Annotated in this window: 12 protein-coding genes; 6 read left to right on the top strand and 6 right to left on the bottom strand. The window is 64.4% G+C overall.

Going from position 1 to position 14210, the window contains the following annotated elements:
• Nucleotides 1-86: 86 nt before the first annotated feature.
• A complete protein-coding gene (locus P9230_RS02880) occupies nucleotides 87-1544 on the top strand; it encodes an NAD-dependent succinate-semialdehyde dehydrogenase (RefSeq protein WP_278117363.1) in 1458 nt (485 codons plus the stop codon).
• A gap of 96 nt (nucleotides 1545-1640) precedes the next feature.
• Nucleotides 1641-2663: an aldose epimerase family protein gene (locus P9230_RS02875; RefSeq protein ID WP_127245688.1), complete on the top strand. Its 1023-nt coding sequence runs from the start codon at nucleotides 1641-1643 to the stop codon at nucleotides 2661-2663.
• On the opposite strand, the gene P9230_RS02870 is transcribed toward P9230_RS02875, so the two are convergent.
• Nucleotides 2660-3580 carry a sugar kinase gene (locus P9230_RS02870; protein ID WP_067329424.1) on the bottom strand — a complete coding sequence of 307 codons (921 nt, stop codon included), beginning with the start codon at nucleotides 3578-3580 and terminating at the stop codon, nucleotides 2660-2662. The genes P9230_RS02875 and P9230_RS02870 overlap by 4 nt on opposite strands.
• A gap of 154 nt (nucleotides 3581-3734) precedes the next feature.
• Between P9230_RS02870 and P9230_RS02865 the strand changes: the two genes are divergently transcribed.
• Both P9230_RS02865 and P9230_RS02860 read left to right on the top strand, forming a co-directional pair.
• Nucleotides 3735-4178, top strand: coding sequence for a FixH family protein (locus P9230_RS02865; protein ID WP_067329635.1), 444 nt, complete (start codon nucleotides 3735-3737; stop codon nucleotides 4176-4178).
• A 7-nt stretch (nucleotides 4179-4185) separates the two neighbouring features.
• On the top strand, nucleotides 4186-5394 hold the full coding sequence (locus tag P9230_RS02860) for a cytochrome c peroxidase (protein WP_278117361.1): 1209 nt from the start codon (nucleotides 4186-4188) through the stop codon (nucleotides 5392-5394).
• A gap of 59 nt (nucleotides 5395-5453) precedes the next feature.
• On the opposite strand, the gene P9230_RS02855 is transcribed toward P9230_RS02860, so the two are convergent.
• Nucleotides 5454-5906 (bottom strand): Lrp/AsnC ligand binding domain-containing protein, encoded by a 453-nt coding sequence (locus tag P9230_RS02855; protein WP_095778463.1) that lies wholly within the window; start codon nucleotides 5904-5906, stop codon nucleotides 5454-5456.
• A gap of 165 nt (nucleotides 5907-6071) precedes the next feature.
• Between P9230_RS02855 and putA the strand changes: the two genes are divergently transcribed.
• A complete protein-coding gene (putA, locus tag P9230_RS02850) occupies nucleotides 6072-9680 on the top strand; it encodes a bifunctional proline dehydrogenase/L-glutamate gamma-semialdehyde dehydrogenase PutA (protein WP_278117359.1) in 3609 nt (1202 codons plus the stop codon).
• 33 nt (nucleotides 9681-9713) lie between these two features.
• Here putA and P9230_RS02845 read toward each other — a convergent pair whose 3' ends face one another.
• The 4 genes from P9230_RS02845 to P9230_RS02830 form a co-directional block, all read right to left on the bottom strand.
• Entirely contained in the window at nucleotides 9714-10028 is a 315-nt protein-coding gene (locus tag P9230_RS02845; protein ID WP_278117357.1) for an antibiotic biosynthesis monooxygenase, read from the bottom strand.
• Between the two features lie 50 nt (nucleotides 10029-10078).
• A complete protein-coding gene (locus P9230_RS02840; protein WP_278117355.1) occupies nucleotides 10079-10939 on the bottom strand; it encodes a TonB family protein in 861 nt (286 codons plus the stop codon).
• Between the two features lie 216 nt (nucleotides 10940-11155).
• The gene (locus P9230_RS02835) at nucleotides 11156-11593 is read right to left on the bottom strand and encodes a hypothetical protein (RefSeq protein ID WP_127326061.1); all 438 of its coding nucleotides are present in this window, start codon (nucleotides 11591-11593) and stop codon (nucleotides 11156-11158) included.
• A gap of 5 nt (nucleotides 11594-11598) precedes the next feature.
• Entirely contained in the window at nucleotides 11599-13788 is a 2190-nt protein-coding gene (locus tag P9230_RS02830; RefSeq protein WP_278117353.1) for a TonB-dependent hemoglobin/transferrin/lactoferrin family receptor, read from the bottom strand.
• A 203-nt stretch (nucleotides 13789-13991) separates the two neighbouring features.
• On the opposite strand from P9230_RS02830, the gene hemP reads away from it, so the two are divergent.
• Entirely contained in the window at nucleotides 13992-14198 is a 207-nt protein-coding gene (hemP, locus tag P9230_RS02825; RefSeq protein WP_066999851.1) for a hemin uptake protein HemP, read from the top strand.
• Nucleotides 14199-14210 lie beyond the last annotated feature (12 nt).

The following is a 14210-nucleotide window of genomic DNA, read 5'->3' as shown; positions in this document are numbered from 1 at the left end:
TAAGAGCAATGCGCCGGCGTGCAGCCTTGCACGCCCCCGAATATCCAGAAAAACGGCCGATCAGCGCGCCGAACGGAGGCCAGACCATGCTTCAGAAAACCAGTCATTTCATGCGCCAGGCCAATCTCATCAACGGCGAATGGGTGCAGGCCGACAGCGGCCAGACCATCGACGTCAACAACCCGGCGACCGGGCTGAAGATCGGCACTGTGCCGAAGGCCGGCAAGGCCGAAACCCGTCGCGCCATCGAGGCCGCCGATGAAGCATTCAAGAGCTGGCGCAAGACCACCGCGCTCGAGCGCTCGAAGCTTCTGCGCAAGCTGCACGACGCAATGATGGACAATCAGGACGTGCTGGCCGAGTTGCTCACCATCGAGCAGGGCAAGTCGCTGTTCGAATCCAAGGGCGAGATCGGCTCGGCCGCGAGCTATATCCTGTGGTTCGCCGAGGAAGGCCGCCGCATCTATGGCGACATCGTGCCGTCGCCCTGGGGCGACCGCCGCATCCTGGTGACGAAGGAGCCGGTCGGCGTCATTGCCGCCATCACGCCCTGGAACTTCCCGTCCTCGATGCTCGCCCGCAAGCTCGGACCGGCGCTGGCCGCGGGCTGCACGGCCGTGGTCAAACCGGCCTCGCAGACGCCTTATTCGGGCCTCGCCTGGGGCGCGCTCGCCGAAGAGGTCGGCTTCCCCAAGGGCGTCATCAACATCCTGACCGGTTCGGCCGGCGAGATCGGCGACGAGATCTGCGCCAACCCGCTGGTCAAGAAGATCACCTTCACCGGCTCGACCGAGGTCGGCAAGATCCTGATTCAGAAGTCGTCGACGACGGTCAAGAAAGTGTCGATGGAACTCGGCGGCAATGCTCCGTTCCTGGTCTTCGACGATGCCGACATCGATCGCGCCGTCACCGGCGCCATCACCGCGAAGTACCGCAATTCCGGCCAGACCTGCGTCTGCACCAACCGCTTCCTCGTCCAGGCGGGTATCTATGACAAGTTCGTCGAGAAGCTGGCCGCTGCCAGCAACAGTCTGAAGGTCGGCTCCGGCCTGGAAGAAGGCGTGCAGCAGGGGCCGCTGATCGACGAGAAAGCGGTCGAGAAGGTCGAGGAACTGATCGCCGATGCCACCTCGAAGGGCGGCAAGGTCGTTGCCGGCGGCAATCGCCATGCGCTCGGCGGCTCGTTCTTCCAGCCGACGGTCATCGCCGACGCCACGCCCAAGATGCGCTTCATGAAGGAAGAGATCTTCGGGCCGGTCGCCCCGGTGTTCAAGTTCGAGACCGAGGAAGAAGCGATCGCATTGGCCAACGACACCGAGTTCGGCCTCGCCTGCTATTTCTACACCGGCGATCTCGGCCGCGCCTTCCGCGTCATGGAAGGGCTGAAATACGGCATGGTCGGCGTCAATGAAGGCCTGATCACCACGCCCGAGGCGCCGTTCGGCGGCGTCAAGGAATCGGGCCTCGGCAAGGAAGGCGGACATCAGGGCATCGAGGACTATCTCGACACCAAATATGTCTGCCTCGGTGGCCTCGGCCTCTGACACCGCTTGACTGGCGGGGCAGGCATCAGGCCTGCCCTTGCCGGAGATGGCCGGCGTAGTCCACAGATCAATGAACTGACGTTTTCGGGCACAGCGATGAAGGACGGCGAGGTCTTCGGCACGACGCAGGCGGGCGAGGCTGTTCGCCGCTTCACCATCCGTGGCGGTGGTCTCACGGCCAACATCATCGGGGTTGGCGCGATCATCCAGGATCTGCGGCTCGCCGGCCATGATGCGCCGCTGGTGTTGGGCTACGACCAGTTCGAGCCCTATGAGACCGACCGCGCCTATTTCGGCGCCGTCGTCGGCCGCTTCGCCAACCGCATTCGCGACGGTCGCTTCACCATCGCCGGCAAGCGCTACCAGACCGAGCGCAATTTTCTAGGGAAACACACGCTGCATGGCGGCTCGCAGGGCTATTTCCACCGGCCATGGTCGGTCTCGCTGCACGGGCGCGATTTCGTGACGCTGACACTGCACGATCCCGACGGCACGATGGGCTTTCCAGGCGCGCTGGACGTCACCTGCACCTATCGGCTGAAGATCCCCGGCACGCTCAGCATGGAACTGACCGCCACATGCGAGGAGCCGACGCTCTGTAATCTTGCGCAGCACTCCTACTTCAATCTCGACGACGGGGGCGCGGGCGACACTCTCGACCACCGGCTGATGCTCAATGCCGGCGCTTATACGCCCGTCGACGCAGAGATGATCCCGACCGGCGCGGTGAAGCCCGTCGACGGCACGCCCTATGACTTCCGCCAGGCGCGGCCGCTGCGCATGGAATCGGAAGGCGAGCAGCTTCCCTACGATCTGAATTACTGCCTCGCCTCCAGCCGTGGACCGCTGCACCAGGCAGCCTGGGTGCAGGGCGCCAGTTCCGGCGTCGAAATGGAAGTCTGGACCACCGAGCCCGGCCTGCAGCTCTATATCGGCCAGTATGTCGCGCCGTCCTCCCCTGGGCTGGACGGGCGCGGCTACAAAGCCTTTTCAGGCCTCTGCCTCGAAGCTCAGACCTGGCCCGACGCGCCGAACCGGCCCTATTTCCCACAGGCCACGCTTTGGCCGGGCCAGATCTACCATCAGGTGACGGAATACAGGTTCCGGCTCCCTAGCTAGATCCCAAAGGCTGTTCTTAGAATCTCGAACGGCGCGAGCGCGCCGCGCACCTGTACGACGGCCGCAGCCACCCGATGCGCGCGCCGAACCGCGTCGACTGGGGCGTGACCGGCAAGCCGGGCGGCGAGATAGCCGCCGTTGAAGGAATCGCCGGCGCCGGTTGTATCGACAGGCGAGGCGACATGCACTGCCTCGATTGTTTCCGAGGCGCCGTCCATGGCAATCAATGCCGGCTGCTCGCCGTTCTTGACGACAACCTCGCCGACCACTCCTCCGAGACGCCTGGCAGTTGTTTCCGGCGCCTCATCGCCAAACAGCATCTGCTCATCCGGAAAAGTGGGCAATGCGATATCCGCGACGGCGAGCGCTTCCAAGATCGCAGCCTGCGCGGTTTCACGGCTCGGCCACAGCCTGGGACGGTAATTCGGGTCAAAGGCGACCAGCGAACCCGCCGCGCGTGCTGTCGCGACGGCCGAAAGCAGGGTTTTGCGCGCGGCATCATCCAGAATTGCCAAAGTGATTCCGGAAAAATAGACAAGCGCCTGGTTTTCAAGACTTTTCGCCAGTGCCGCTGCATCGGAGGCAAGCTGGCGCGCGGCAGCATCGCTTCGCCAGTAAGTGAAGGCGCGCTCGGCTCCAGTGAGCGTGATGGCGTAAAGGCCCGGTCTTGCGCCGGCAATGACCGGGCTGCTGCCGATACCGATGCCGTTCTGGGCTAAGAACGCGATCTGATCGCGGGAAAAAGGGTCGTCGCCGAAGGCCGAGACATAGGTCGCGGGCCGGCCGGGGCTGAGCGCATGCAGCGCCCATAGCGTATTGAAGGTGTCGCCGGCAAAGCCCATACGCCAGTTCGGTCCTGCCTGGCCCGACAGTTCGAGCATGCATTCGCCGATCGACGCGACACCATTGGCTTCCATATGACTTGTCCTCCTAAAGCTTTGGTGCTGTAGCTTTTTGCAGCCAGCAGCGCCATGCTTGGCGCAGGCCGATTTTTGCGCCAGAAGCGATTTCCCACAGGCGGGAGGGATGCTGCGCGCAGCCCGTGACGTTATCAGCCGAAGAGGAGCCGGTTTGGCATCGATATGGCGTTACATTCTTGCGGGTCTCGGTCTTGCTGCCCTGCTGGTCGGCATTCTGACTGTCGTCTACCTGACGGCGCCGCATTCGGCACCGGGCCCCGATACGTCGCGTTCGAAAAAGACGGCGAGCGGCCTGTTCGTTGCGAGCTTCGAGCCGGAGCGCGGCGTCATCCGGCAGGGCGAGCTGCAATCCTGGCTGCTGACGCTGAAGACCTCCGCCGGCGCTCCGGTGGAGGGGGCCGCGATCACCGTTTCCGGCGGCATGCCGCAGCACAATCACGGCCTGCCGACCAGCCCGCAGGCGACCGACTATATGGGGGCGGGACGCTACCGCATCGACGGCGTGAAATTCACCATGACCGGCTGGTGGCAATTGCGCTTCGCGATCTCGGCGGCGGCGGGTTCCGATTCCGTCGTCTTCAACATCGTGTTGTGAGCGGCCGATGAAGCGTCTTCTCCGCCTCGCAAACCTGTCCGCTCTGGCTGCGCTCGCTTGGCTTGGCGGTTGCGGCGAGCCCGAGTTCAGCGACGCCGAGAAGAAGGCCATCGCCTCGCTGGCGTTGAACACGCTGCCGGCGCTCAAAGCGGACATGACGAACCAGTATGCCGATGTGCCGGCCGCTGCGGCGCTCGGATCGACGCTGTTCTTCGATGTCGGCATGAGCCGCGGCGGCACCGTGTCCTGCTCGACCTGCCACAAGATCGACCGTCAGTTCCAGGACGACCTGCCGCGGGCGGTCGGCGTCGGCCACACCAATCGCCGAACCATGCCGCTGGCCGGCGTGGCGCGCGATCCTTGGTTCTTCTGGGACGGACGCCGCGACAGTTTGTGGGCGCAAGCGCTGACGCCGCTCGAAAACCCGCTGGAGCAGGCCGGCAACCGCGCGGCCTTCGCGCATTACATCAAGGAGCGGTTCGGCGAGCGCTATGAGCGCATTTTCGGGCCGCTGCCCGATCTTTCCACCGTGCCGGCCAATGCCAGCCCGCTCGGCACCGAGGCCGAAAAGGCGGCATGGAACGCCATGCCCGCCAGGCAGGCCGAAGACGTCAACCGCGTCTTTGCCAATATCGGCAAGGCAATCGCGGCCTTCGAGCGCTCGATCGAACCTGGGCAGACGCGTTTCGACCGCTTCGCGATCGACCTCGCGACCGGCACCAAGCCGCAAGGCGATGCTGCCTTCTCGCCGGAAGAGATCCTCGGGCTGAAGCTGTTCATCGGCAAGGCCAATTGCGTGACCTGCCATAACGGGCCGCGCTTCACCGACAATTCGTTCCACAACACCGGCGTGCCGCCGGTCAAGGATCTGCCGCCCGACCGCGGCCGGGTCGATGCCGTGGCTCAAGTGCAGGCGGACCCGTTCAACTGCTTCGGCAAGTTCCGCGACGGCGATGAAAGCGCCTGCCGCGAATTGCGCTTCATGGTGAAGGACGGGCAGCAACTCGTGCGCGCCTACAAGACGCCGTCGCTCAGGGGGGCAGCTACGCGTGCGCCCTACATGCATGCCGGGCAGTTCTCGACCCTCGACGAGGTGGTGGCGCACTATTCGAAAGCGGCGCCCAGCGTTGAAGGCGTTTCGGAGATCCACCCGCTCGAGCTTTCCGATCGCGAGCGCGCGGCTCTGGTGGCGTTCCTGAAGACTCTGTCGGAGTAGAGTCTTAATTTTGCGCGATTCCGGACGGAAAACGGCTGCGCACCTTTCCTGGAATTGCGCTAGCGATCCTTCACCGTTTCCATCGCGACGAAGGTGGAAGTCTGTGCCACGTGGGGAAGGGCCGAAATGCGCTCGCCGAGCACGCGGCGGTAGGCGGCGATATCGGTGGTGCGGACCTTCAGGAGATAGTCGAAGCTCGACGCCATCATATGGCACTGCTCGATCTCCGGCACGCCCTGCACCGCGCGGTTGAACGCGTCGAGCGCCGCCGAGCGCGTATCCGACAGCTTCACCTGGACGAAGGCGACATGTCCTTCGCCCATGCGCTCCCGGTCGATAATCGCGCGATAGCCTCTGATGTAGCCCTCCTTCTCAAGACGCTTCACACGGGCCTGCACCGGGGTCTTCGACAGCCCGACCTTCAAAGCCAGCTCGGACATTGAAAGCCGGCCGTCGCGCCCGAGCGCGGCCAGGATGTTGCGGTCAATGCGGTCCAATTGGTCTTCGCTCATCGGTCTTACGGTCAAAATGGCGGGAGCTAAGCCTATACGATAGCTCGAATGGACTGTCTCGTCGATTTCTTTGGACCGACCTGGGCTCCCAGCTGTGCTAGCGTTGCGCCAATCGGTCCGGCGACCGCCAGACCTGCTCGCTAACGCTTGCTCTCAGGATCCGACATGCCGCTCGATGCCATCCGCCAGCAGATCCGCGCCAACTATTTGCCCGACGAAGACGAGGCGGTGAGGCGACTGTCCGCGGCTGCCAGGCTTTCGGCGGAAGAGCGCAAGGCGATCTCGGCGCGTGCGGCCGATCTGGTGCGCGCGGTGCGCGGCTCGAGCGACCCTCGGCTGATGGAGGTTTTTCTTTCGGCTTATGGCCTGTCGACCAAGGAAGGCGTGGCGCTGATGTGTCTCGCCGAGGCGCTACTGCGCGTTCCCGATGCCGAGACGATGGACGATCTCATCGCCGACAAGATCGCGCCCCATGACTGGTCGGCGCATTCGGGCAGCTCGAGTTCCATTTTCGTCAACGCCTCGACCTGGGCGCTGATGCTGACGGGCCGCGTGCTCGATGAAGGCGAGGGCGGTATCGAAGGCACGCTGCGCGCCATGGTGCGCAGGCTCGGCGAGCCGGTCATCCGCAAGGCCGTGGCGGCGGCGATGCGCGAAATGGGCGAGCAGTTCGTGCTCGGCCGCACCATCGCCGAAGCGGTCAAGCGCGGCCGTCCGATGACGCAGAAGGGCTATCTCTATTCCTTCGACATGCTGGGTGAGGCGGCCCGCACCGAGGCTGATGCGCTGCGCTATCACCGCGCCTATGCGGATGCGATTTCCTCGCTCGACGCGGGGTCCAATGGCCCGGACATTCGCTACAACCACGGCATTTCGGTCAAGCTTTCGGCACTGCATCCGCGCTATGAGGTGGCGCAGAAGGAGAAGATGCTGCCGGTAATGGCCGAGCGGCTGTTGTCGCTGGCGCTTGCCGCGCGGCATTCGCGCATGGGCCTCAACATCGATGCCGAAGAGGCCGACCGGCTCGATCTGTCGCTCGACGTCATCGAACGCGTGCTCGCCGAACCGGAGCTTGCCGGTTGGGATGGTTTCGGCGTCGTCGTCCAGGCCTATGGCCCGCGCGCGGCCTTCGTCATCGACTGGCTCTATGCGCTTGCCAAAAAATACGACCGCAAGATCATGGTGCGGCTGGTGAAGGGCGCCTATTGGGACACCGAGATCAAGCGGGCACAGACGCTTGGGCTTGCCGGCTATCCGGTCTTCACCCGCAAGACCAACACCGACGTCTCGTATCTGGCCTGCGCGCGAAAACTGCTGTCGATGACCGACCGCATCTACCCGCAATTCGCCACCCACAACGCGCACACGGTGGCTGCCATCCTGTCGATGGCGAAGGATCGCGACTCCTTCGAATTCCAGCGTCTGCACGGCATGGGCGAATCGCTGCACGAGACGGTGCGCAAGGCCGAAAGGACGCGCTGCCGCATCTACGCGCCGGTCGGTGCGCATTCCGACCTGCTCGCCTATCTGGTGCGGCGGCTCTTGGAAAACGGCGCCAACTCCTCTTTCGTCCACCAGTTGACCGACGAGGAGGTCGAGCCGGAAGAAATCGCCCGCGACCCGCTGGAGGCTGTAGAGAAACAAGGCCCCGCCGCCAATCCGGCGATCGCGCGGCCCGCCGCGATCTTCGGCGCCCACCGGCGCAATTCAAAAGGATTCGACATCAGTGATGCGGTGACTCTTGCAGCCATCGACAGGGCACGGGCGGAATTCGCGGGAGCGGATCGCTGGCATGCCAAGCCGATCACGCCCGCCGCCGGCTACGGCAAGCCGCGCCAGATCGTCAACCCGGCCAAGCCCGATGAGGTCGTCGGCACAGTGCATGAGGCGGCGGCCAAGCAGGTCGCGACCGCCGTGCGTATCGCTGTGGAGGCGCAGCCGGCCTGGGCAAAACGCCCGGTTGCCGAGCGCGCCGCGATCCTCAACCGCGCCGCCGACCTCTACGAGGCCAATGCCGCCGAGTTCTTCGCTTTGGCCACTCGAGAGGCCGGCAAGTCGTTGGCCGACGGCGTCGCCGAAGTGCGCGAGGCGGTCGATTTCCTGCGTTACTATGCGGCCGAGGCGGCGAATGCCGAAGCGGGCACTGAAGCCCGTGGCGCAATCGTCTGCATCTCGCCGTGGAATTTCCCGCTGGCCATCTTCACCGGCCAGATCGCGGCGGCGCTCGTCACCGGCAATTCGGTGATCGCGAAGCCCGCCGAGCAGACGCCGCTGATCGCCTTCCGCGCCGTCGAGATGCTGCGCGAGGCCGGCGTGCCGGAGGATATCATCCAGCTTCTGCCGGGTGACGGTGCGTCGGTCGGAGCGCCGCTCACCGCCGACCCGCGCATCGCAGGTGTCTGCTTTACCGGCTCGACCGAGGTCGCCAAGCTGATCGAAAAACAGCTGGCCGAAACGGCGGCGCCCGATGCCATGCTGATTGCCGAGACGGGTGGGCTGAACGCCATGATCGTCGATTCCACGGCGCTTCCCGAGCAGGCGGTGCGCGACATCCTCGCCTCCGCCTTCCAGAGCGCCGGGCAGCGCTGCTCGGCGCTGCGCGTGCTCTACGTGCAGAAGGATGTCGAGAAGAAGATGCTGGCCATGCTGAAGGGCGCGATGGAAGCCCTCAATGTCGGCGATCCGTGGCTGATCTCGACCGATGTCGGCCCGGTCATCGACGATGAGGCGCAGGCCTCGATCGGCGACTACTGCAAGAAAAAGGGGCTGGAGGGGCGCCTCATCGCCAAGCTCGAAGCGCCGGCTGCCGGCCGCTTCGTCGCGCCGCATGTCTTTCGGGTCAAAGGCATCGAGGAGATGGAGCGCGAAGTGTTCGGTCCGGTGCTGCATGTCGCCACCTTCGACGCCGACGACATCGACGCGGTGATTGCCGGCATCAACCGCAAGGGCTACGGCCTGACCTTCGGCCTGCACACCCGCATCGAGGGCCGCGTCCAGCATTTCGTCGACGGCATCCATGCCGGCAACATCTATGTCAACCGAAACCAGATCGGCGCCGTCGTCGGCTCGCAGCCCTTCGGCGGCGAGGGTCTGTCCGGCACCGGGCCGAAGGCCGGCGGGCCGCATTATCTGCGCCGCTTCCGCAAGGGCCCGCAAGCCGGAACGGAAGTCGGCGACGGCCACAAGGTGACGGCGACGGAACTCGCGGACAATCTGCCGGACCCGACGCTTGGCGGTTGGTCGACGCGACCCGATCGCGTGGCGATTCTGAGAAAACATCTGCGCGGCAAGGGGGTTGCGGCCATCGCCGCCGCAGCGGGCCTCGATTTCGGGCAGGTCGACCTGCCGGGCCCGACCGGCGAGGCCAACACGCTGTCGCTGGCGCCGCGCGGACGGGTGCTCTGCCTCGGGCCGGATGCCGAGACGCTGCTTGCGCAGACAATCCAGGCTTTAGCCGCCGGCAATGCCGTTCTGGCAGTGGCGCCAGGCGCGCCGGCGGCGCTGTCGGCGCTGACCGGCAAGGGCCTGCCGCTGGCGGCGATCGACGGTCGGCCGGACCCGGTCGAAGCGCGCTCGCTGCGCGTCGACGTCGTTGCCTTCTCCGGCACGCCGGAAGCGGCGCGCATCGTGCGCAAGGTGGTTGCCGAGCGCGCCGGGCCGATCGTGCCGCTGATCAGCGAGGTGCTTAATCCGGCGGCTTATGCGCATGAGCGCGCGGTCTGCGTTGACACGACGGCGGCCGGCGGCAATGCCAGCCTGCTTGCTGCGGCCTAATCAGGTGCGGGAAGGCCGCCGCGTTAGCGGCGGTCAGGCGCCCTCGACGACCGAAAACCCTTCGAACTGGGGGTGGCCAAGATAATGCACCTTGGCGGTGCCGGCGTTGCGATGGGCGGCCCGGAAGTTCTCCGACTTCGTCCAGGCGATGAAATCGTCCTGGCTTGCCCAGACGGTGTGCGAGGCGAACAGTGGATAGCCCTCGGTCTCGTTGACCGGGCCGCGCAGCAGGTGGAATTCCTTAAAGCCTTTCATGTCGGAGAGGCTGGAATCGCGGCTCTTCCAGACGTTCTCGAAAGCCTCCTCTGAGCCGTTCTGGACCTTGAAGCGGTTCATGGCGATGTACATTGGCTTCCTTTCGAGATGGACGAATTCTGAGGTTTAGGGTGGCGGAGGCTTTAAAAAGGGCCGATCCGCGCCTTGAACACCCAACTTGATTTTCCGGTCTCGGGTGGAATGGGAGGGAACGGGGCTTGCTTGCGCACCAGCGTCAAAGCGAACTGATCGAGCTCGGCGGACCCTGAACTTTCAGTGAGCTGCAGGTCGCTGACGCTGCCGTCGGCCGCTACGACGAAAACCACCCTGGCGTTGTTGCGAGCCTTGGCCTGGATCGATTTCGAAACGCGACGGTTGGCGCGCGCAAGTTTCTTCTGGATTTCACCGCTGTAGTGGGATTCCAGGGCATTGCCGGCAGCGACCTGTTTCTTGCCCTTGCTGGCGGTAACAGGCGCGTCGCGTGTATCGCCATCCGCCGTGCCGCCGGTTGCATTGGTCTGGTCTGCCGCTGCCGATGGGGCTGGGCCGCTCGATGTCGCACTGGGGACCGGTGGCTGTTGAGGCTCGGCAAGGGGCGCTTCAGCGCTTTGCAGTTCGGTCGCGGGCGTAGGTTTGCTGTCGTCGGGGACAGTCTGGTCATCCTGGCGTGGGCTGGTGGCCGCCACGATATCCGGCGCGGAAGCGGCTTCCTTGACGGCTTGCGGCGGAAGCTGAGGCGTCGAGGGTTCGCTTGCTGGTTCCTGCGCTTCGACCGGCGGTGCGGGCTGCGCGGCCTGGCGTTTCACCGGCTGCAGTTCGGGCACCAAGGTGACATCCACGGCGCCGGACGACTGGTCGTCCAGGGCGCTGCCGGTGACGTTGGCGCCGGACTGATCTGTGCCCTCGGCCCGAATCGCGTCCATGGAGTCGAATATCCCGGCAGGCGCGAACAGGAACGCGGCCGCCGCAGCGCCATGGAGCAGGCCGGAAGCGATGATCGCCACCGGCCATTTGCGATGCCCGGCCGAGTGCCGCGGCTGCATGAGCGGCTCGGCCGGCGTGATCGCCGGTTCGCTGCCTGCATCGGAGGAGTGATTGATGTCCTGCATGTCTCGCGCCGAGACCTGCTGTACGCGATAAGAAATTGTCAAATCAAGATCGGTTGCCGCCTATGGCCCACGCCATGGCGTCTCCTGGCGGGCCGGATGCAATCCCCACCTCTATACGCCGAAGGCGATGGCGGTTTTAGTCGAGGTCTTCAGGTCGCGCATGCAGGCCGTCGGCTCGACGCCGGTTCCAGCGCATTCCGTCGCGCTGTTGATCAGCACGCGGCCGAGCTTGCCGCAGTCGGCGCCCGCGAGATCGAAGCGCGTGACTTTCGTCTTGCCGACCGGCAGGTCCTTGAAATCGAGCACGGTGAGGCGGTCGACAACGCCGGACTCATTGAACAGCGCGATTTCGAAAGCGGACTTCGACAGGTCGGCGCCGAGCGCGTTGTTGACGACGAAGGTCAGCCGGCAGCCCTTGTCCGAAGGCTGCACGGCGTTGAGTTCGAGATTAAGGGCCGGCGCTGGCGCGGACTGGCCGCGCGCCGGCACCGGGCCGAGCGACATCGCCAGCGCCGAGGTCAAGAGACAGAGCGATGTCGTCAAGTTCATGGTTCTCAGCCTCCAAAGCGCATGGTTGCCGCAAGCTTCAGCGTGACGCCCGGTTCGTAGAGGACGGCAGTCGTGCTTGCGTTGAGCGGATTGGTGTATTTGACATCGAACAGATTGTCGGCGCGGACGTCGAGCTTGAGGTTGTCGGTCGCCTGGTAACTGGCAAAGGCATTGACCAGCGTATAGTCCTTGGCCACCGGATTGCCCTTGGGCTTGCCGTTATATTGCACTTCACCGCCGACGGTGAGCCTGTCCTCGAGGAAGCGAAGGCCGAGCTGCGCCGTCACCTGCGAGGAGGGAATAGTGGCAAGGTCGGCCCGCTCGCCTTCATACGAAATAGTGTGGCCGTTGATGATCGAGGCCGAGAAGCCCGCATAGCCCCAGCCGGCGTCATAGACGCTTTCCAGTTCGAAACCGTTGATCTTGGCCTTGGCGAAGTTCTGGTACTGGAAGCAGATCGGGATGCCGGGGCCGAACGGGCAGCCGCTGGTCGGGTCGAAGGCCGACAGCGTGACGCCGTCGATATAGTCTTCGACATTGTTGTTGAAATAGGCGGCCTTGAGCCGCAGAGCGTCGCCGCCTTCGAAAATATCGTTCTGCTTGTAGTTGACGCCGAACTCGACGGTCTTGCCGGTCTCAGGCTTGAGATTTGGATTGGGCAGGAAGGGGAAGGTGACGCCGGCCGGATGGTTACCGCTGATCAGCGTCTCCGTCAGCGAGGGTGAGCGGTAGCCTTCCGCATAGGTGCCGTAAAACTGCAGGCCGGCGAGGTCAGCGCTTTCGAAGGGCGATACGCCGACGGTGATGCGCGGCGACAGCCGGTCGCCCGATGTCTCGTGCTCGGAGTCCTTCAGGCTGTAATTGTCGTAGCGCAGGCCGGTGATGACCTCCAGCCATTCCCAGGTCAGCTTGTCCTGGACATAGGCGCCGGACACGTTGCGCTTACCTGACGGCGTGTAGAAGCTGTCGCCGCCGGCTGTGCCCCCGGTTTCAACGTCGTCGCCGACCCAGTCACCGCCGTAAGTCAACTCATGCGCAATGCCGGCGGTCTCGAATCGCGACGTGTTCCATATGTCGATGCCGGTCGTCCCGACATCGAAAGTCGAGAGCGACCCGGCGGGCAGCACCACGGGCAGGCCGGTCGTCGGATCGAAACGGTTCTGCGGGACGAGCGTCGTCAGATCGAGAAGCGTCTTGTTGTAAGAGGCTTTGATGTGGAGATCGAGCCAGCTTTTGGCATCGTCGGTGATGTTGTAGCGGGCGGTGAAGGTATTCGATTTCAGGTCGACATCGTTGGCCGGAACGCCGCCACTGGTCTCCGTCCACCCGTCCTTCGAGCCGACCCAGCCGAGCTTCAACTCGCTGTTCTCGGTCGGGCGAATGGTGGTCTTGAGCAGGCCGCTCAGCACGTCGAAGCCGGTGCCGGCAACGGTCTCGCCGCCACCGTTCTTGTAGTCGCCGTAGTCGCGGTAGACGATGTTGCCCAAAACGTCCCAGTTCTCGTTGAAGCGATAGGCGCCGCTAGCGCTGGTGGTCCAGCCCTTGCCATTCGTTTCATAGCGACCGGTGGCGGAAGCCGCCCAGCTTTCCTCCGGCTTGAGGAAATCTCCGGCGTCCTTGGTTTCGAAGAACACCACTCCGCCGATGGCGCCGGAGCCATAGGTGTTGGCGACCGGGCCGCGGATCACGTCGACGGATTTGATGAGCTCGGGATCGACATAGAAGGTCGACTGCGTGCCGTGGTCGGAGCGCTGGAAATCCTGCCTGGCGCCGTCGACGATCACCGCCACGCGGCCGAAATCCTGCAGGCCGCGGATGTTGATGCTGGAGCTGACGCGTCGCGCGTCGGCCTGCACTGCAACTCCCGGCACGCCAAGCAGCATCTCGTTCGGCGTCGTCGCCATGCGGCGCTCAAGCTGTTCCTTGTCGACATGGCTGGCCGAGGCCAGCGACTGGATCGCCGTCTCGCCGGTGCGGCTAATGACGAGGATCTTGTCGAGCAGCGTCGAGTCGCCTGCACTTTTCTGGTCAGTCTTCTTTGTCTGGTCGCTCTGCTGGTCAGCCGCCGGCTGGGTGGCCTGTTGCGCTTTGGCCGCCGGCATACAGAGCGCGATTGCCGCCGCGCCAGCCAGCAAGGCCGCCATTTCCTTCGCCATCGGCCGATCTGTCGGCCGTCCCCAATTCACCAACCCCATGCCCCAACTCCAGATTCTCAGGCTCGATGCTGGCTGGCGCGGGGCTCGCTCGCATTTTTGATCGCGTCCGGCGTCTTAAATGTTGACTGATTTAGTCCGGTAATGCACGACTATTAAACATGAGAAATCGAGTCAAGAATTTAATCGGCATTTGACGAGGCGACCGGCCCGGTGGCCGGCACAGGAAAAAGGGACCGAATGAGATGAACAGCCATAATCCAAGCGACTTTCGCTACCGCGGCCGCCGCTCCGACGACGTGCCCGCGCGTTTTGACCGCGTGGCGATGTCAGTGCGCACGCTCTCCAGCAACGCGCTGTTCCAGGGCGAGCATGAGATCGGCATCGAACATCATGGTGCTCTCTACCGTCTGAAGATCACCCGCCAGGGCAAGCTGATCCTCAACAAGTAAGCACGATCGGCA

Origin of the sequence: Mesorhizobium sp. WSM4887 (genome assembly GCF_029625865.1) — a bacterium.
Taxonomy (GTDB): Bacteria; Pseudomonadota; Alphaproteobacteria; order Rhizobiales; family Rhizobiaceae; genus Mesorhizobium.
The sequence above is the reverse complement of the archived record's forward strand: the minus strand, read 5'-3'. Positions and strand labels throughout refer to the sequence as shown.

Excerpts from the sequence above, each read along its gene's own strand:
- P9230_RS02880 (WP_278117363.1), top strand. The coding sequence starts at position 87 with ATGCTTCAGAAAACCAGTCATTTCATGCGCCAGGCCAATCTCATCAAC.
- P9230_RS02875 (WP_127245688.1), top strand. The coding sequence starts at position 1,641 with ATGAAGGACGGCGAGGTCTTCGGCACGACGCAGGCGGGCGAGGCTGTT.
- P9230_RS02870 (WP_067329424.1), bottom strand. The coding sequence starts at position 3,580 with ATGGAAGCCAATGGTGTCGCGTCGATCGGCGAATGCATGCTCGAACTG.
- P9230_RS02860 (WP_278117361.1), top strand. The coding sequence starts at position 4,186 with ATGAAGCGTCTTCTCCGCCTCGCAAACCTGTCCGCTCTGGCTGCGCTC.
- P9230_RS02855 (WP_095778463.1), bottom strand. The coding sequence starts at position 5,906 with ATGAGCGAAGACCAATTGGACCGCATTGACCGCAACATCCTGGCCGCG.
- putA (WP_278117359.1), top strand. The coding sequence starts at position 6,072 with ATGCCGCTCGATGCCATCCGCCAGCAGATCCGCGCCAACTATTTGCCC.
- P9230_RS02845 (WP_278117357.1), bottom strand. The coding sequence starts at position 10,028 with ATGTACATCGCCATGAACCGCTTCAAGGTCCAGAACGGCTCAGAGGAG.
- P9230_RS02835 (WP_127326061.1), bottom strand. The coding sequence starts at position 11,593 with ATGAACTTGACGACATCGCTCTGTCTCTTGACCTCGGCGCTGGCGATG.
- P9230_RS02830 (WP_278117353.1), bottom strand. The coding sequence starts at position 13,788 with ATGGGGTTGGTGAATTGGGGACGGCCGACAGATCGGCCGATGGCGAAG.
- hemP (WP_066999851.1), top strand. The coding sequence starts at position 13,992 with ATGAACAGCCATAATCCAAGCGACTTTCGCTACCGCGGCCGCCGCTCC.